This window comes from Xanthomonas hortorum pv. pelargonii, assembly GCF_024499015.1.
Taxonomy (GTDB): domain Bacteria; phylum Pseudomonadota; class Gammaproteobacteria; order Xanthomonadales; family Xanthomonadaceae; genus Xanthomonas; species Xanthomonas hortorum_B.
In genome coordinates this window covers 174,256-192,601 of the sequence record NZ_CP098604.1, presented here as the reverse complement: position 1 = coordinate 192,601, position 18,346 = coordinate 174,256, and the positions used below count along the sequence as shown (strand labels likewise).

17 protein-coding genes are annotated in these 18,346 nt (G+C 64.9%); 5 read left to right on the top strand and 12 right to left on the bottom strand.

Annotated elements, in window-relative coordinates:
• Positions 1 to 29 precede the first annotated feature (29 nt).
• The 12 genes from NDY25_RS00810 to asnS form a co-directional block, all read right to left on the bottom strand.
• Positions 30 to 596 (bottom strand): DUF2939 domain-containing protein, encoded by a 567-nt coding sequence (locus NDY25_RS00810; protein ID WP_256627705.1) that lies wholly within the window; start codon positions 594 to 596, stop codon positions 30 to 32.
• A gap of 124 nt (positions 597 to 720) precedes the next feature.
• The gene (locus tag NDY25_RS00805; protein ID WP_168958482.1) at positions 721 to 1,407 is read right to left on the bottom strand and encodes a DUF2461 domain-containing protein; all 687 of its coding nucleotides are present in this window, start codon (positions 1,405 to 1,407) and stop codon (positions 721 to 723) included.
• A complete protein-coding gene (sbcB, locus tag NDY25_RS00800; RefSeq protein WP_168958481.1) occupies positions 1,404 to 2,849 on the bottom strand; it encodes an exodeoxyribonuclease I in 1,446 nt (481 codons plus the stop codon). The genes NDY25_RS00805 and sbcB overlap by 4 nt, the downstream gene beginning before the upstream one ends.
• A 106-nt stretch (positions 2,850 to 2,955) precedes the next feature.
• Positions 2,956 to 4,323: an FAD-dependent oxidoreductase gene (locus NDY25_RS00795; RefSeq protein ID WP_168958480.1), complete on the bottom strand. Its 1,368-nt coding sequence runs from the start codon at positions 4,321 to 4,323 to the stop codon at positions 2,956 to 2,958.
• A gap of 171 nt (positions 4,324 to 4,494) precedes the next feature.
• Positions 4,495 to 5,766: a kynureninase gene (gene kynU / locus NDY25_RS00790; protein ID WP_168958479.1), complete on the bottom strand. Its 1,272-nt coding sequence runs from the start codon at positions 5,764 to 5,766 to the stop codon at positions 4,495 to 4,497.
• Positions 5,767 to 5,801: 35 nt separating this feature from the next.
• Entirely contained in the window at positions 5,802 to 7,943 is a 2,142-nt protein-coding gene (locus tag NDY25_RS00785; RefSeq protein ID WP_168958546.1) for an FUSC family protein, read from the bottom strand.
• Positions 7,944 to 8,161: 218 nt separating this feature from the next.
• Positions 8,162 to 8,692 (bottom strand): 3-hydroxyanthranilate 3,4-dioxygenase, encoded by a 531-nt coding sequence (locus NDY25_RS00780; protein ID WP_168958478.1) that lies wholly within the window; start codon positions 8,690 to 8,692, stop codon positions 8,162 to 8,164.
• Between the two features lie 81 nt (positions 8,693 to 8,773).
• Entirely contained in the window at positions 8,774 to 9,436 is a 663-nt protein-coding gene (can, locus tag NDY25_RS00775) for a carbonate dehydratase (RefSeq protein WP_074057730.1), read from the bottom strand.
• Positions 9,437 to 9,527: 91 nt separating this feature from the next.
• A complete protein-coding gene (locus NDY25_RS00770; protein WP_168958477.1) occupies positions 9,528 to 10,166 on the bottom strand; it encodes an FMN-binding negative transcriptional regulator in 639 nt (212 codons plus the stop codon).
• Between the two features lies 1 nt (position 10,167).
• Positions 10,168 to 10,494, bottom strand: a complete 327-nt coding sequence (locus tag NDY25_RS00765) for a hypothetical protein (protein ID WP_168958476.1) — start codon at positions 10,492 to 10,494, stop codon at positions 10,168 to 10,170.
• Positions 10,491 to 10,796 (bottom strand): hypothetical protein, encoded by a 306-nt coding sequence (locus NDY25_RS00760; protein WP_006451589.1) that lies wholly within the window; start codon positions 10,794 to 10,796, stop codon positions 10,491 to 10,493. The genes NDY25_RS00765 and NDY25_RS00760 overlap by 4 nt, the downstream gene beginning before the upstream one ends.
• A gap of 117 nt (positions 10,797 to 10,913) precedes the next feature.
• Positions 10,914 to 12,308 carry an asparagine--tRNA ligase gene (gene asnS, locus NDY25_RS00755; protein ID WP_168958545.1) on the bottom strand — a complete coding sequence of 465 codons (1,395 nt, stop codon included), beginning with the start codon at positions 12,306 to 12,308 and terminating at the stop codon, positions 10,914 to 10,916.
• Between the two features lie 207 nt (positions 12,309 to 12,515).
• Here asnS and NDY25_RS00750 point away from each other — a divergent pair, with 207 nt between their 5' ends.
• From NDY25_RS00750 to smc, 5 genes are all read left to right on the top strand, one after another.
• Complete coding sequence (locus tag NDY25_RS00750; protein ID WP_168958544.1) at positions 12,516 to 12,854, top strand: HesB/IscA family protein; 339 nt, start codon at positions 12,516 to 12,518, stop codon at positions 12,852 to 12,854.
• A 328-nt stretch (positions 12,855 to 13,182) separates the two neighbouring features.
• A complete protein-coding gene (gene rpsF / locus NDY25_RS00745) occupies positions 13,183 to 13,617 on the top strand; it encodes a 30S ribosomal protein S6 (protein ID WP_006451585.1) in 435 nt (144 codons plus the stop codon).
• An 11-nt stretch (positions 13,618 to 13,628) separates the two neighbouring features.
• Positions 13,629 to 13,859: a 30S ribosomal protein S18 gene (gene rpsR / locus NDY25_RS00740; protein ID WP_005991243.1), complete on the top strand. Its 231-nt coding sequence runs from the start codon at positions 13,629 to 13,631 to the stop codon at positions 13,857 to 13,859.
• 270 nt (positions 13,860 to 14,129) lie between these two features.
• On the top strand, positions 14,130 to 14,579 hold the full coding sequence (gene rplI, locus NDY25_RS00735; protein WP_006451584.1) for a 50S ribosomal protein L9: 450 nt from the start codon (positions 14,130 to 14,132) through the stop codon (positions 14,577 to 14,579).
• A gap of 209 nt (positions 14,580 to 14,788) precedes the next feature.
• Positions 14,789 to 18,292: a chromosome segregation protein SMC gene (gene smc / locus NDY25_RS00730; RefSeq protein WP_168958475.1), complete on the top strand. Its 3,504-nt coding sequence runs from the start codon at positions 14,789 to 14,791 to the stop codon at positions 18,290 to 18,292.
• Positions 18,293 to 18,346: the final 54 nt, after the last annotated feature.

Sequence of the window (18,346 nt, the reverse complement as noted above, 5' to 3'; positions counted from 1 at the left end):
AAACTACACGCGCGCCTGCAAGCGCACCGTTACGGGGTGAGCGGATTCCCGGCGTCAGCCAGCGGCAACTGGATATCGGTCAGCCGCCAACGCAAGCCTTGTCGGGTCAGCACGAAGACCACCGGCGCTCCGGTTGCGGTGTGCGTGGTGGCGGTGAAGCGTCGGGTGGATTCGAAGCGTTGCTCGGCGCCTTGCAGCGGACGCGCCGGCGCTGGCGCCGCATAGGTATCCGGGCTGACGGTCTCGCCAGTGACGCGATTCCACACGCTATGGCCTTGCAGCAATGCACCGATGCCGAGCGGGGTGACCAGCGTGTCCACGCCGGCGCCGCTGATGCCACTGGCAAGCTGCAAGGCAAACCCGCCGAGCAGACTCGATTGCATGCTGCTGCCGGCCTGGCGGATCAGATAATCGTCCAGCTGTGCCTTGAGGTTGACCCGCAGGCTGGGGAAATCCACGTGGCGTTCCAGCTGCCCGGCATCGCGATTGGCGACTGCCTCACTGATGCCGCGAATGGCCAGGTACGGGCCTGCCACCACGTAACTGGCCAGTAGCAGCACGGCCAGCACAGGCACCAGCAACCAGCGTTTTTTCATTGTGCGCAGTCCATTGCTGGTGGTGGCAGGCGAGATCGCGAGACACAGCGCCGCGCAGTGGAAAACCGCCAGCTCACGCCGATGGCCGCTGCAGCTTGCATCGCTGCCTGCGCTGCGCGCTGCATCAAAATTCCAGATCCAGCGCGGCGCACAGATAATCGACAAACGGCGCCAGCACCACCAGATCCGCTTCGATGGTCTGGCGCAGGCGCGGGCCGGTCATGATGGTGTCGTCCAGATGCCGCAGATAGGCCCAGTTGCGATGCTTGAGATCGTCGATGAACTCGAAATCGTTGGGAAATCCGCGCGGTGCACGCACCAGTTTTTCGCTGTCGTCCAGCGCGAATTTGCGGCGCAGTTTGGGTTCGTATGCGGCGGCTTTCCAGTTGGCGGGATTGTCGAAAATGAACTGTCGCAATTTGCGCTGGGTATCCGGCTCCGGGTGCCACAACCCCGCACCGACAAAGCTCTCGCCCGGCTGTAGATGGAGGTAGAACGAGGGCGCCGGCACCTGGCGGCGGCGCTCATGAAACAGGCGCGCACCTTGCCAATTCTTGTACGGCGATTTGTCGTTGGAAAACCGCGCATCGCGGTAGATGCGAAACAGCGAACCACCCTGGGTCTTGGGATCGGCGCGATAGTGTTCGCTGACCTCGGCCAATGCCGGCTGCAGGTCGGTGATGAGCTGCAAAAACGGCTGGCGCACGTGCGCCTCGTACTGATGCCGATGGTCGTTGAACCAGGTCTTGTCGTTGTGGCGGGCCAGGGCGCGCAGAAACTTGAAGCTGGCGTCGGAAAAATAGGTGGTCATAGCGTGCGTTGGAGGTCCGAACCCCAGGCGGCGAGCTGGTCGAGTAGGGCTTGCTTGGTAGCATCGTCGGGGTGAGCAAGCCGTAAATCCGCAATCTGCGCATGGAACTGATCGAGCGTGACTTCGCCCAAACCACGGTCTTCGAGCAGGCGCTGACGGCGGTACACGTTCCAGCGTTCCTGCTCTTCGAACGACAGCGTCTGCGGCCAGTTGCGCGCGCGGTAGCGGAACAGCAGCTCGATCAGGCGCGGGTCGCGAAAGCGCGATTCCAGCGCGCCCAGTTCGGCCGGCGCGCTGGCACGCACCTGCGCTAGCAGGCGCTTGTCGCCTTCGGCCAGGAAGCCGTCGTAGAGCGAGGCATCGGCGTCGTTGACCGCTGGTGCCGCAGCGCGCTCGTTGCCGTACACCTGGCGCACTTTTTCGGCGAGCTCGGGGCCGAGTTCGCGCAGGCGCGCGGCTTTGGCCAACACCGCGTCGTGGTCGACGCCCAGGCGCTGGAAATCCGCCTCCCGCAAGTGTTGCCAGGCCACCAACGCCGGCGACTTGTTCAGATGCACTTCTTTCAGCGGAATGCGCTGCTCGCCTTCGGGCAGGTCGGCGGCGCGGATATACAACCGGTCGGCGATCTCATCCGGGCTCAGGCGCAACAGCACCTCCGGGTCGCCTTCCAGGTCGAACACGATCACGCGGCTGTCGATGCGCGGATGGCGCGTCAGCGGCAGCACTGCGGCGGCGCACATGCGCGAGGCGGGATAGCGCTGCGAAATATGCAGCACCGGCTGCATGGCGATGACATCCAGCAACGTCGCCGCAAAGCGCTTGTCGCGCAGACGCAGCGCGTACTCCCATAATTTCGGTTGATGTTGCTGGAATTTGCGCGCCATGCCGATGGTGGCGTAGACGTCCGAGAGCGCCTCGTGCGCATCGCCTTCGCGCACTGCGTTGGCATCGGCCAGGTGTTCGAGCTTGAATGATGTGGCGCCGTCTTCGCGCTGCGGCCAGACGATGCCGTCCGGGCGCAGCGCATGCACCAGCCGCAACACGTCGAGCAGGTCCCAGCGCGAATTGCCGCCGCGCCACTCGCGCTCGTACGGGTCGTAGAAATTGCGGAACAGACCGCAGCGCACGAACTCGTCGTCGAAGCGGATCGAGTTGTAGCCCAGCGTGCAGGTCTGCGGCCGGCTCATCTGTTCGGAAATGCGCGCGAACGCCTCGGCCTCGCTAACGCCTTCGCGCAGCGCGTGCTGCGGGGTGATGCCGGTGACCATGGTCGCGTACGGGGAGGGCAGCAGATCGTCGGCCGGCTGCACGTAGAAACTGATCGGTTCTTCGATCACGCGCAGCTGCGCATCGGTGCGCACGGCGGCGAACTGCGCGATGCGCGTGCGGCGCGGATCCTGGCCGAAGGTTTCCAGGTCGTAGAAGAGAAAGCTGTCAGGCATGCCGTATCAAATCCAGATCCGCGGCGCGCTGCGGAGGGCGCCGCCAGTGCTGCCTAGTATCTCTCATCCGCACGCCGGCTCGCTGACGCAGGCCTGTGCGCGACGATCAGTGCGCGCCTTCCAGCGGCTGCAGACGCGCACGCACGACCACTTCCAGCGCGGCCCAGTCGATGCGCGACAGATCGGTGTGCCCGCGCGTGGCCTCGACCAGGATCTCGCGCTGGATCTCGCTGCGCGCCAGGGCGATCGAATAGCGCGTGCGCAGGAAGGTCACCATCGTGTAATGCGGCACGAAGCGGGTGGGCCAGCGTGTCTGCAGTTCCTGTTCCAGCGCGCGTTGCAGCAGGAACGCGGCATCGCCGACGCGGTCGCGCATTTCCAGATAGTTTTCCAGCGCCATCTGCTGGATTGCTGCCGCATCGTCGCGGCGTGCCGCTTCGAACGCGGCAAACGCGGTTTCGAGATCGTCGTGCGCGTCCAACTGCTCCGCCAATGCCACGCAGTCTTCGAAGGCGCAATTCATGCCCTGGCCGTGGAACGGCACCATCGCATGCGCGGCGTCGCCGATCAGCAATGCGCGGCCGTCCAGATGCCAGCGGTCCAGCGTCAAGGTGCCCAGCAGCCCGGGCGGATGTTCTTCCCAATGCTCCTTGAGCTGCGGAATCAGCGGCAAGGCATCCGGGAAGTCGCGCGCGAACAAGGCCAGCGCTTCGTCGCCGGTGCGCGTGGTTGCAAAGCTCGGCTCGCCTGTGTTGGGCAGAAACAGCGTGACGGTGAAGGTGCCGCCATCGTTCGGCAGCGCAATGCACATATAGCGCCCGCGCGGCCAGATGTGCAGCGCGTTGCGTTCGATGCGGAAACCGCCGCCGGGCAGTGGTGGAATTTCCAGTTCCTTGTACGAGTGATCCAGAAATTCGATGCGCTCGCCTAGCGGCGATTTGCGCTGCATCGCCGCGCGCAGTGCAGAGCCGGCGCCATCGCTGCCGATCAGGCTCTGGAAGTGGATCTCGTGCGGCTGGTCGTCGCGGTCGTCGATGAAACGCGCGTAGCCCGCATCGAAATCCACCGTGTGCAGGCGCCGATAAAAATGCACACGTGTACCGGCCTGTTCGGCCAGATCCAGCAATGCGACGTTCAATGCGGCGCGGTGGATCGACCAGATCACTTCGCTGTCGTCGCGCCCGTAGCGTTGCAGCTGCGGCTCGCCAACCAGCGGATGCACCATGCGCCCGCGCATCATCACGGCCTTGGCCATTACCGCATCTTCGGCGCCGGCCTGGCGCAGCGCGTGGCGGCCGCGTTCGGCCAGCGCCAGGTTGATCGAGCGGCCGGACTCGTAGCCCTTGATGCGCGGATCGCCGCGGCGCTCATAGACGGTGACCTGCCAGCCGCGACGCGACAACAGGATGGCCAGCAGGCAACCGGCCAGGCCGGCGCCGATCAGTGTCAGGGAACGAGGAGAGACTGCGCTCAATGCGGTATCCGGCAGCGGCCGGACGCGGGTGCCGGCGAAGAGGGAGAAAGTGAAGCGGCTGGCAACAGCGCAAGCCGGTCAGCCAGGTGCGGGTTCGGAGTGTACGTGCGCGTGTGCCGGTTCCGGCTCACGCGCGGATCTGTTTGATGGCACAGTCTGTGCCGTACGTGCTCAGGCGGCGGCCCAGGTTTCCACCTGCTCGACCAATCGGTGCAGATCGCAGAAGCGGTTGTACAGCGGCACCGGTGCGATGCGGATCACGTCCGGCTCGCGCCAGTCGCCAAGCACGCCGACCGACTGCAGATACTCGAACAGCGAGCGCCCTTGCGCGCGCCCGCCGGCCACCCGCAGCGACAGCTGGCAGCCGCGCTGCGCAGGGTCGCCCGGGGTGATGATCTGCAGCACCTGCGGCACGCGTGCGTGGATCAGCTGTTCCAGATGGCCGGTGAGCTGTTCGGATTTCGCACGCAACGCCGGCATGCCGGCCTGGCCGAACACATCAAGCGACGCACGCAGCGGGGCCAGCGCCAGTACCGGCGGATTGCTCAGCTGCCAGCCTTCGGCACCAGGCGAGGGCACGAACTGCGGGTCCATGCGGAAGCGGGTTTGCTGCTCGTGTCCCCACCAACCGGCCATGCGCGGCAGGTCGCTGTTGGCATGGTGTTCGTGCACGAAACAACCGCCCACCGCACCGGGCCCTGCGTTGAGATATTTGTAGTGGCACCACACTGCGAAATCCACGCCATCGTCGTGCAGCGTCAGCGGGATATTGCCGACCGCATGTGCCAGATCGAAACCCACCGCGGCGCCTTGCGCGCGCGCCAAACGCGCGATGTCGCCCAGCGCGAAGGCCTGGCCTGTGCGGTACTGGATGCCGGGCCACAGCACCAACGCAAGACGCGGGCCATGCAATGCGATGGCTTCGGCAATCGCCGCCATCGACAAGGTGCCGTTTGGCTCATCGGCTTCCACTTCGATCAGGTACGTGGCCGGATCCAGCCCATGCAGGCGCAGTTGCGATTCCACCGCGTGACGGTCGGACGGAAACGCACCGGCTTCGATCAGGATCGCGCCGCGCTCGGGCGTGGGGCGGTAAAAGCTGGCCATCATCAGATGCAGATTGACACTCAGCGTGTTCATCGCGACGACTTCGCCAGGCAGTGCGCCGACCACGCGTGCCAGGCCATCACGCACCAATTGGTGATACGTCAGCCATTGCGTGGGGCCGGTGAAGTGGCCTTCCACCGCGAGTGCGCCCCATTGGTCGAGCACTTCGGCCACCATTGCGCGCGCGGCGCGCGGCTGCAGGCCCAGCGAATTGCCGACGAAATAGGTCTGATCCTGGCCGCCATGCTGCGGGAACACGAATGCATCGCGCAGGCGGCGCAGCGGGTCGGCGGCGTCCAGTGCAACGGCATGGGCGCGGGACAGCGGGTCGGTCATCGTCAAGGCTCGCAGCGCGGGTCGGTGAGGTCAGTTTACCCGCCGGCAGTGGGTGCGCCGTCATGCACGGCCGGTGCCTCTGCAGAGGCACCGGTTGACGCTGGTCGGGCCGGGCGCAACAGATGGGTCAAGGTGCCGATGCTGTCGGTGATGCGGTCGACGGTGTCGGCCAATGCAGCGGTGGTGGGCGAGCTGTCGGGCGATGCGGCCAGCGCATCGGACAAACGGCGCTCGGCGCTGCGCAAGGTTGCCGCTGCGGGGATGCCGCCGTGGATCAGGCAGTCGATCAGGTCCGACAGCGCCTGATCGGCCTGTTCCGCAAATGCGGGCAATGCCGCCAGCGTGGGTAAGGGGAGGCCATCGCGCAGCACCGCTTCCAGCGACAAGGTGGCGCGGATCAGCCGGTTGCCGTTGGCCAGCAGCGATTCGGCGAGTTTGAGTTCGTGCAGATTGCGCCGGCTGCGTGGCTCGCCGCGCAGACGCTCGATCGAGGCCTGCGCATTGGTGCGTGCCACACGTGCGGCGGCGCGGGTATCGCTTAAACCCTCCATCTGGCCGAGCAACAGATGGCGCAGATGATCGCGATACGCGCTGAGCAGTTGCGCCAGCGATGCGCGGATATGCCGGCGTTCGCGCGTGGGCCACAACGCGTAGGCGATCAACGCCCATGCGCTGCCGGCCACCGTCGCCTGCAGACGCGCACCGATGGCGTCGCCCGGCGCCACGCCTTCGAACGACAGCAACAGCACCAGCATGCCGGTCAGAAACGCGACACCGATACCGTAATTCACCTGCGTCAACAAGCGGAAGCCCAGGCAAAACAGCGCCAGCAACGCCAGCCGGATGCTGGCGCCATCCATCGCAAAATGTGCGAGTAACGTGGCCACCAACAAGCCGACGAAGGTGCCTGCCACACGCAAGGCACCGAAGCTGAAAGTGCCGCCGAAATCCGGCTTGAGCACGATGGCGGTGGTCATCGGAATCCAGAAGCCGTGCGGAATCTGCTGCCAGCGCTGGAAGGCGATCGCCAGCGCCAGACACACCCCGCATCGCAACGCATGCCGAAACGCCACCGAGGACAGATCCAGATTTGCGCGCAAGGTGGCCAAGGTCGCCGCTGGCCGCAAGGCTGCCGGTAAACGCGCTTCGGCCAACTGCGCCTGGATCTCGCCACGGCTGCTGGCCCAGTGCGCATTGCGGATCAGGGCGCGCAACTGGCCGCCCAAGCCTTGCGCGCGCGCCACCGCCACCCGCACCAGCCGGCGCTCGCGGGTATCGGCGTTGTCGTGCTGGAACTGCGCCAGGGCCGCGACCAGATCGTCGAAGCCGGTCATCGAGGCATCAGCCGCTGACGGGTCTTCGCCAACGGTCATGGCATGCGCGAGTTGTTCCAGCACGATGGCGCTGCGCTCGAGCACGCGCTCGATTGACGGGCGCGCCTGCGAGTCGGTCAGGCGGGTGTCGGCATCGGCCAGCGACAGCAGCTCCAGCCGTACCCGATCGCAGAGCTCGGCAATGATGCGAAAGCTCTGCACGGCGATCGCGCGCGAGCGATGTTCGCCGTGCAGCATCACCATCGCATCGAGCACTTCCTGCGTGGCCGGCGGCGCGGCGCTGGCTTCCGGGCGCTGGCGTGCGATGCCTGCCAGCTGGCGCATCAGATCGGCCAGTGCGAAGCGTTCCGGGCGATAGCGTTGCAGCGGCCACGCGGCCAATGCCAACGCCACCTGCAACAAGCCGCCGGCGAAGATCAACGCTGCCACGCCAGGTGCCTGCTCGATCGGCAAGCGCATATCGGCGCTGACCACCAGCAGGATCATGCTGGTCAGGCCCACGCGCGCGGCTACCGGGCCGAGCGCCACCAGCAGCCCGCCGCCCAGGCCGAGCAACAAGCCGGCAACCACCAGGGCAGGGGTGTTGTGGCCGACCCAGATGCCCAGCAACGCGGCCGCACCGGCGGCCAGCGCGGCCATCAACATGCGCTGCAGACGCGCGCGATACGGGCCGGGCTGGTCGGTGAACATGGTGTTGAGCGCACCGGTACACACCGCCAGACCCGCAGCGACATGCCCGGTGGCCACGCCCACCGCCAGCGGCAGCACCACTGCGGCGGTGTTGCGCAGGGCAACGCGCAGCGGTACGTCGCGCGGTTTGAGGTCGATCAGTGCGCGCAGCATGGCATCGTTGGCAGTGCGTTCGAGCGGCATGCACGTCGCGCGTCTGCGCGGATGAAAGTTGCACGGATGACAGACAGGCGTGTTGTTGGCCGGCGTGCGGTCGCTGCGTCGCCTGCCATTGCAGCCTCGCCGCACGGCACGCGCACCGGCCACTGTCGTTCGAGCGCCGTCGAGCGCTTCCCGCTACGCGTGTTCTGCATCGTCACCCTCTCCGCCACTTACGCCTCAGTTGCGGCATAACGCTCGGGCGCCGGATGCACGTGCCCGCACTGGGTGCAGGTGCGCAGCGCAAGCGAGCGGTAGAAATGATCGAACACCGGCGGAAAATCGGTTTCGATGTTCTGCAGCGGAAACATCGCCTCGTACAGTTTGTGATTGCACTGCAGGCAATACCATTGCAGGCCGTCCTGTTCGTTGGGCAAGCGCTCGCGCTCGATCACCAGGCCGATCGAGCCGGCCGCGCGCTGTGGCGAGTGCGGCACCTTCGGCGGCAGTAGAAAGATTTCGCCGGCGCGGATCGGAATGTCGCGTGCCACGCCCTCGTCCTGCACCTTCAGTACCATCTCGCCTTCGAGCTGGAAGAACCACTCCGGGCCCTCATCGTAGTGATAGTCGGTGCGCGCATTCGGCCCGCCGACGATCATGATGATGAAGCCGTCCTGCTGGATGCATTTGTTGCCCACCGGCGGTTTGAGCAGGTGGCGGTGTTGTTCGATCCAGGCATGCAGGTTGATCGGCGGGACCAGCATGGACGTTCCTCGGCAAAGAAGACCTCCAGCATAGCCAACCGACGGCGCCGATGGGCGCCGCCGTGGGTGTGCGGGTGCGACTCAGCGTTCGGTGTGATCGGCCTGAATCTGCGCCAGTGCCGTGTCGTAACGCTCCTGCAGCAGCTCGGAGCGGTCGATCGACATGCCCAGATCGTGCACGCGGCCATCGCGCAGGCTGTAGACCCAACCATGCACGCACAGTTCCTGGCCGCGTTCCCATGCATCGCGCACGATGGTGGTGCGGCAGACATTGACCACCTGTTCCAGAACATTGAGCTCGCATAGCCGTGCGTGCTGCGCCGGCAAGTCGCCGGCATCGTGCAGACAGACTTCATGCTTGTCGGCCACATCGGTGACGTGGCGGATCCAGTTGTCGACCAGGCCCATACGCTTCTGGGTGAGGCTGGCGAAGACGCCGCCGCAGCCGTAATGACCTACCACCAACACGTGCTTGACCTTGAGCACGTCCACCGCGAACTGGATCACCGACAGGCAATTCAGATCGGTGTGCACCACCACGTTGGCGATATTTCGGTGCACGAACACTTCGCCCGGCGCCATGTCGATGATCTGGTTGGCCGGCACACGCGAATCCGAGCAGCCGATCCACAGATATTCAGGGGTCTGCTGGGTGGACAGCTTGGAGAAGAATTCCGGGTCTTCGCGACGGATGCGCTCGGACCAGGCCTGGTTGTTTGCGAGTAAATGGTTGAGCTCGTTCATGCGCGCAGTATTCCAGAGGAAAGAGGGCAGTGTGTGTTCGAGAGAGGAGCCATAAAGCGGTGGTGCAGAAATCGACTGTGTGCCGTGCCGGTCAGGCCGCGCCATCGCGTGCGCGCAAGGCATCGCGCATCAGCGTGGCCAGCTCACGGGATTCGCTGGAGGCTTGTTGTTCCAGCGTATTGCTGACCGCAGCGACATTGCCGGCCGGATGGTTCTGACTGAGTTTGAAGGTGAGCTCGATGCGGCTGGGCACGAAGCGAAAGCCGACCAGGCCGCGCAGTTGCCGGCGGTGGCTGTCGCGCTCCATCTCGAACAACCAATCGCTGCCCACACGCTGTTCGAAATGCGCGCTCATGCGGCCGATCAGATCGCCGACTTCCCGCTCATCGGTGATCTGGCTGCAACGTCCATGCAGATGCGCCACCGCGTAATTCCAGGTCGGCACGCGCGCGGCCGCTTCCTTGTCCAGATACCAGCTGGGCGACACGTAGGCGTGCGGTCCCTGCACCACAATCACCGCATCGCCGGGAGTGCGTGCCTGCGGGTTGGGGCGCGCCCAGTGGCCTTCGATGACAACTGCTTGGTCATCGCGTCGGTACAGCACCGGTAGATGCGTGATTGCCGGCTGGCCGTCCTCGCCCTGGCTGATCAGGGTAACGAACGGGTCGCGCGCGATCAGCCAGTCCAGCAAGGCCAGATCGGTCTGCACAAACGCGCGTGGGGCGTACATGTCAGGCGCGGCCACCCAGGGTCACGACCATGCGTTCGCGCAGATCCGCATCGTCTTCGCCGCGCGGCGGCGAGACTTCGTTGAGCGAGAAACCGCGCATCAGCGCGTCTTCTTCGTCCAGCCCGTCGAGCGAGACGAATTCGGCATCGAACAGAGCCGCACGGGCGCTGTCTTCGCTGTCGTAGGGCAGCGTCTTGCCGTCGCTGTCCAGCACCTCGGCGGTGCCGGCGTCATTGACGCGCAGGCGTGCCCAGATCAGCGTGCGGCCGATCGTGGCCAGCCACCAGGAATCCTGTTCGCCCTGGGCAGTGTCTTCGTACGTATTCATTGCATTACCTTGGAAAGCAGGCCGAGCAGGGCCGCCATGCCCAGGCCGAAAAAGATGGTGAGCAGCGACAGCCAGGCGGGAGTGGCCAGACCGGACAACGCGCTGTCGCGGTGGCTGCGGTAGCGCCGCGTCAGCAACCAGCGCAACGCAGTGGGGCTGATGAAGGCCGGGTCGCCGAAGCTGGCCAACGCCTCCGGATGACGGTCGCGCATATGCACCAGCGTCAGCGGCCAGAAAATCAGCAACGCGGTGAGCCCTGCCACTGCGACACCGACAAAACACAGTGCGAAGAACAGCGTCATGCGGAGTGCTCCTGGGGCGCAGCGTCGAAGCGGCAGATGCGCACAGTGATGTGGGCCACGAACGTCTGCGTCCCTGCTAGACGGTGCCTAATCGCCAGGGACGCAGCAGTCGTCACATCAAAACTCGGCGCTGCCCGGCGCGCGCGGATACGGGATGGCGTCGCGGATATTGCTCAGGCCGCACACGTAGACCACCAGCCGCTCGAACCCCAGGCCGAAGCCGGCATGCGGCACCGAGCCGTAGCGACGGAAATCGCGGTACCAGCTGTAGTGCTCCTTATCCAGGCCGAATTGCGCCATGCGTGCATCCAGTACATCCAGGCGCTCTTCGCGCTGGCTGCCGCCGATGATCTCGCCGATGCCCGGTGCCAGCACATCCATCGCAGCGACCGTCTTGCCGTCGTCATTCAGGCGCATGTAGAAGGCCTTGATGTGCTCGGGGTAGTTGGTCACCACCACCGGACGGCCGATATGTTCTTCGGTCAGCCAGCGCTCGTGTTCGGTCTGCAGATCCAGGCCCCATTCGACCGGGAAGTCGAACTTCTTGCCGGAGTTCTGCAGCAGCTTTACCGCGTCGGTGTAATCGATCTGCTCGAACGGGGCATTGATGAAGGCTTCCAGCTTGCTGATCGCGTTCTTGTCCACGCGCTCGGCCAGGAATGCCAGATCGTCGCCGCGCTCGTCCAGCACCGCGCGGAACAGGTACTTGAGGAACTGCTCGGCCAGGCGCGCGTCTTCGGCCAGATCGGCAAAGGCGATTTCCGGCTCGATCATCCAGAACTCGGCCAGATGGCGCGTGGTGTGGCTGTTTTCGGCGCGGAAGGTGGGGCCGAACGTGTAGACCTTGCTCAGCGCTAGGCAATACGCCTCCACGTTGAGCTGGCCGGACACGGTCAGGAAGGTCTCCTTGCCAAAGAAGTCGCGGCTGAAATCGACCTCGCCCTTCTCGTTGCGCGGCAGGTTGGCCATGTCCAGCGTCGAGACGCGGAACATCTGCCCGGCACCTTCGGCGTCGGACGTGGTCACGATCGGGGTGCTGATCCAGTTGAAGCCGTTCTGATGGAAGAAACGGTGCACCGCCTGCGCCAGGCAGTTGCGGATACGCGTGACCGCGCCGAACAGATTGGTGCGCGGGCGCAGATGCGCCACTTCGCGCAGGAATTCCGGCGACATCGGCTTGGGCTGGATCGGGTAGGTCAGCGGGTCCTCGACCCAACCGACGATCTCGACACCGCTGGCCTGGATTTCGAACGACTGGCCCTTGCCCTGCGACTTCACCAGCACGCCCTTGGCGATCAGCGAGCAGCCGCTGGTCAGGCGCTTGACCTCGTCGAAATTGGGCAGGGTGTCATTCGCCACCACCTGGATCGGAGCGAAGCACGAGCCATCGGTCACGTTGATGAAGGCCAGTCCGGCAGATCCGCGCAGCGTGCGCACCCACCCCCGTACCGTGACTTCGCCGCCTTCGGGGAGTTTCCCCGCAAGCGCATGTTCAACGCTGACCACCGTCATGACTTGTCCTCGCCGTAGCGACTTTGAATGGTCTGCGAGTTTACTGGCTGCGGGCGCGCTGGCGCGAGCATCTGAACCGCTTGTGGGTCGAGGTGCTTGTTGCAGGCTTGCTGCGTCCCCATCTGAGGAAGGTGCCGCAGCTGAGGACGCCGCCTCGGTTGTTGCGGCCTCGCTATACTTGCCCCCATTGTTTTTCGGAGCGCCTCCATGGCCATCAGCCTCACCCCCGCCGCGCTGGAGCGCGTGCAGCGTTTCGTGCAGCAGACCCCGGGGACGCTGGGCCTGCGCTTCGGCGTGACCAAGACCGGTTGTTCGGGCTGGGGCCACATCACCGACCTGGCGCGCGACCAGCGCGCTGACGACGCGGTATTCGAGCAGGACGGCGTGCGCATCTTCGTCGACCCCACCAGCCTGCCGCTGGTCGATGGCACCTGCATCGACTTCGGCAAGCACGGGCTCAGCGAGACCTTTACCTTCAGCAACCCCAATGCCACCGCCGAGTGCGGCTGCGGCGAGAGCTTCACGACGGCAGCCGAGCACCGCTGATCCCTTCTCCCCTCGGGAGAAGGTGCCCGAAGGGCGGATGAGGGTGCGAGCGAAGCCTCGCGTGGTTGAACGACACGAGTGGCTTTGCCCCGTACCCTCACCCCAACCCCTCTCCCGGCGGGAGAGGGGCTTAAGCAGTCGCCGCGCAGATATCACGCTCGTAAGCTTGGCTGCTGGTATGGCCCGGTTGCGGCTAAGCACCTGAACTGCCATACTTTCCTGCTTCCTGCCCGGTTCCGGGCGGGAATCCCTGCTCCACCGGCCGCCTTGCGCGGTTCACCGGGGAGCTGTCCGGCCCACGTGGCCACATCCGAAAGGTAATAACAACATGAGTCGTCATTACGAAGTCGTGTTCCTGGTCCACCCGGATCAGAGCGAGCAGGTCCCGGCCATGATCGAGCGCTACAAGTCGCTGATCGAGGGCGGTAACGGCACCATCCACCGTCTGGAAGACTGGGGCCGTCGTCAGCTGGCTTACCCGATCCAGAACCTGGTGAAGGCGCATTACGTGCTGCTCAACATCGAAGTCGACCAGGCCGTGCTGAGCGAGCTGGTGGAAAGCTTCCGCTTCAACGATGCGGTGCTGCGTCACCTGGTCGTCAAGCGCGATGGCCCGGACACCGAGCAGTCGCTGATCATGAAGAGCAAGGACGAGAAGGGCGACAAGCCCGAGCGTAGCGAGCGTCGTCGTCGTGATGACGATGAGGGCGATGCTGCACCTGCCGCCACCGATACCGACGGCGACAACGCCGAAGCCGCTTAAGGAGCGCTGTCATGTCCAAGTTCTTCCGTCGTCGCAAGTTCTGCAAGTTCACCGCCGAAGGCGTGAAAGAGATCGATTACAAGGATCTCAACACCCTGCGTCAGTACCTCACCGAGAACGGCAAGATCGTGCCGAGCCGCGTGACCGGTACCAAGTCCAAGTACCAGCGTCAGCTGGCGACGGCCGTCAAGCGCTCGCGTTTCCTGGCGCTGATTCCGTACACGGACAATCACGACGTCTAAGCAATTCCGCGTAGGAGTCCGCCAGTTGCGCGGCTCCTTTCGCAAGACCCGCACGGTTGTATGTGAGTCACTCATGTGAGTCCCTCACAAGAGCCCGCACATCCATGTGCGGGTTATTAAATTGATAGAGGCTGGTAGTTCGAGTGTGCGGTGTCGGTCGGGGCTTTTACGATTCCCGATTCCCCAATCCCGATTCCCGGCTTCTCCTATTCGGACAGCACCCGTTGCGCAGGCCAAAGTGCCGGCGCTAACGAATAACGGAGCACCACCATGGATCTGATTCTTCTGCAGAAAGTGACCAACCTGGGCAACCTGGGCGACAAGGTCAGCGTCAAGCCGGGTTACGGCCGCAATTTCCTCGTGCCGCAGGGCAAGGCCGTTCCGGCCACCGCTGCCAACGTGGAAGCGTTCGAAACCAAGCGTGCCGATTACGAGGCCAAGGCCAACAGCATCCTGGCCGATGCACAGAGCCGCGCCACCAAGTTCGAAGGCGCCAGCGTCACCATCGGTGCGCATGCGTCCACCGAAGGCAAGCTGTACGGTTCGGTCGGCCCGCGCGACATCGCCGAGGCGTTCACCGCCGCCGGCCTGCCGCTGGAAAAGAGCGAAGTGATCCTGGGCGAAGGCGCATTCCGCAATGTCGGCGAGTACGACGTTGTGCTGCACCTGCACGCCGATGTGGAAACCTCGGTCAAGGTCATCGTCGAATCCGACGCCTGATCCACGCCGCATGCTGTACCCGAAGGGCGCCTTGTTAGGCGCCCTTCGTCTTTATGGCGCCGCCGCCAGCGCTGGCCGGCCCGTTATACTCGTGCTCCATTGCCGGTTCCACGGCCTGCTGATCTTGTGGATCAAGGGTTTAGGGACTGGCTTCACAGGAAAAAGCGCCTGCCGGCTTCGTCCGCGCGGTGCCCGGAACCTCCAGTCCCATGCGCCTGTCCACGATCAAACTGTCCGGTTTCAAGTCGTTCGTCGACCCGACCACGTTGCACCTGCCCACCAACATGACCGGCATCGTCGGCCCCAATGGTTGCGGCAAGTCCAACATCATCGATGCGGTGCGCTGGGTGATGGGCGAAAGCTCGGCCAGCCGCCTGCGCGGCGACTCGCTGACCGACGTGATCTTCTCCGGATCCTCGGCGCGCAAGCCGGTGTCGCAGGCGACGGTGGAGCTGATCTTCGACAACTCCGATCACACCATCACCGGCGAGTTCGCCTCGTTCAACGAGATCTCGGTCAAGCGACTGGTCAGCCGCGACGGCACCAGTGCGTATTACCTCAACGGCACCAAATGCCGACGCCGCGACATCACCGACCTGTTCCTGGGTACGGGTCTGGGTCCGCGCAGCTACTCGATCATCGAGCAGGGCATGATCAGCCAGATCATCGAGGCGCGCCCGGAAGATCTGCGCGTGTATCTGGAAGAGGCCGCCGGCATTTCCAAGTACAAGGAACGCCGCAAGGAAACCGAAACGCGCATTCGCCACACCCGCGAAAATCTCGATCGCCTGGGCGATCTGCGCGAAGAAATCACCAAGCAGCTGGCGCATCTGCAGCGCCAGGCGCGCCAAGCCGAGCAGTATCAGGCCCTGCAGGAAGAGCGTCGGATCAAGGACGCCGAGTGGAAGGCGCTGGAATACCGCGGCCTGGATGGTCGGTTGCAGGGCCTGCGCGAAAAATTGAATCAGGAAGAGACCCGCCTGCAGCAGCTGATCGCCGAACAGCGCGATGCCGAAGCGCGGATCGAAACCGGGCGCGTGCGTCGCGAGGAAGCCGCCGAAGCGGTGGCCAAGGCGCAGGCCGACGTCTATCAGGTCGGTGGCGCGTTGGCGCGCATCGAGCAACAGATCCAGCATCAGCGCGAACTCGCGCATCGCCTGCACAAGGCGCGCGATGAGGCGCAAAGCCAGTTGCAGGAACTGACGCAACACATCAGCGGCGACTCGGCCAGATTGGCGGTGCTGCGCGAGGCGGTGGACGCGGCCGAGCCGCAACTGGAACAGCTGCGCGAAGATCACGAATTCCGCCAGGAATCGCTACGCGAAGCGGAAGCGCGGCTGGCCGACTGGCAGCAGCGCTGGGAAACCCATAACCGCGATACCGGCGAGGCCTCGCGTGCCGGCGAAGTGGAGCGCACGCGTGTCGATTATCTCGATCGCCAGTCGCTGGAAGCCGACCGCCGCCGCGAAGCATTGGTCAACGAGCGCGCCGGGCTGGATCTGGATGCGCTGGCCGAAGCGTTCGAGCAGATCGAGCTACGCCATGAAACGCAAAAGACCTCGCTGGACGGGCTGACCGAGCAGGTCGAAGCGCGCAAGCACGCGCTCGGCGGGCTGCAGGAACAGCAACGGGCCAGCCAGGGCGAACTGGCCGAAGTACGCAAGCAGGCGCAGGCCGCGCGTGGTCGGCTGTCGTCGCTGGAAACCCTGCAGCAGGCCGCGCTCGGTCAGGAGCAGGGCGCGGCGGTGGCGTGGCTGAAATCGCGCGGGCTGGATTCGGCTGCGCGTGTCGGCGAACGCATCACGGTCGAAAGCGGCTGGGAAAATGCGGTCGAAGGTGCATTGGGGCAATTGATCGAAGGCGTGCTGGTGGATGCGCCGGAGCAACTGGTCGACGCGCTGGGCGAGTTGGGCGATGGCCGCATCGCGCTGGTATCTAGCGCCAGCGACAACGCCACCTTCGCACCGACCTCGCTGGCGGCCAAGGTGCAGGGGCCGATCGCGATCCGTCGCCTGCTCGCGCGCCTGCATGCGGCCGAGGATCTGGATGCCGCACGCACGCTGCAGCGCGGCCTGCCCGAGGGCGATTCGGTCATCACCCGCAATGGCGAGCTGCTGGGCGAGGGCTGGGTGCGCGTGTCGCGTTCCGGTGCCGCCAAGCAGGGCGCCTTGTTGCGCGAGCGCGAGATTCAAGAATTACGCGCGCAGATCGAAACCTTGCAGGAGCGCGAAGCCGACCTTGAGCAGCGCCTGGGCAGCTTCCGTGAGCAGCTGCTGGCCGCCGAGCAGCAACGCGAAGATGCGCAGCGTCAGTTGTACATGGCGCATCGCAGCGTCTCCGAGCTGGCCGGTCAGCTGCAGAGCCAGCAAGGCAAGGTCGATGCCGCACGCACGCGCATCGAACGCATCGAAAACGAGTTGTCGCAGCTGCTGGAAACGCTGGACACCAGCCGCGAGCAGGCACGCGAAGCGCGCGCCAAACTCGAAGACGCGGTGACCCTCATGGGCGATCTGCAGGGCACCCGTGCGGCTTTGGAAAACGAACGCCGTCAGCTCACCGATGCGCGCGACCAGGCCCGTGACGCCGCACGTGGCGTGCGCGATGCGATGCATGCACTAGCACTCACGCTGGAATCGCAGCGCACGCAAATCACCTCGCTCAGTCAGACGCTGGAGCGCATGGACAGCCAGCGCGGCCAGCTCGATACGCGCCTGGAAGATCTGGTCGCCCAGCTCAGCGAAGGCGATTCGCCGGTGGAAACGCTGGAGCACGAGCATCAGGCCGCCTTGAGCGAGCGTGTGCGCACCGAGCGCGTACTGAGCGAAGCGCGCACCATGCTGGAGAGTGTTGACGGCGAATTGCGCAGCTACGAACAGACCCGTCAGCAGCGCGACGAACAGGCACTGGGCCAGCGCGAGCGCATCTCGCAGCGCAAGCTCGATCAGCAAGCCCTGGTGCTCAGCGCCGAACAGTTGGAGGCTGCGGTGGTGAAGGCCGGCTTCGTGCTCGAAGACGTGGTCAACGGCTTGCCCGAATCCGCCAATCTGGCCGAGTGGGAAGTGGCGGTCGGCCAGATCGATGGGCGCATGCGGCGGCTGGAACCGGTCAACCTGGCCGCGATCCAGGAATACGGCGAAGCGGCGCAACGCTCGGAATATCTCGACGCGCAGAACCTGGATCTCAACACCGCGCTGGAAACCCTGGAAGAGGCGATCCGCAAGATCGACCGCGAGACCCGCGGCCGTTTCAAGGACACCTTCGACCGCGTCAATTCCGGCGTGCAGGCACTGTATCCGCGGCTGTTCGGCGGCGGGCATGCCTATCTGGAACTTACCGGCGAAGATCTGCTCGACACCGGCGTGACCATCATGGCGCGCCCGCCGGGCAAGCGCGTGTCCAGCATCTCGCTGCTGTCCGGTGGCGAAAAGGCGATGACCGCGGTGGCGCTGGTGTTTGCGATCTTCCAACTCAATCCCGCACCGTTCTGCCTGCTCGACGAGGTGGACGCGCCGCTGGACGAAGCCAATGTCGGCCGCCTGGCCAACATGGTTCGGGAAATGAGCGAGAAAGTGCAGTTCCTGTTCGTCAGCCACAACAAGGCGACGATGGAGGCCGCGCGTCAGCTCTCCGGCGTGACCATGCGCGAGCCGGGCGTCAGCCGTCTGGTCAGCGTTGACCTGGAAGAAGCCGCACGTTTGGCGGGTGCGGCATGACGTGCCATGCTTGTTGGAATATCGACACCTGTCACTCTTATGCGGAGGCACGCT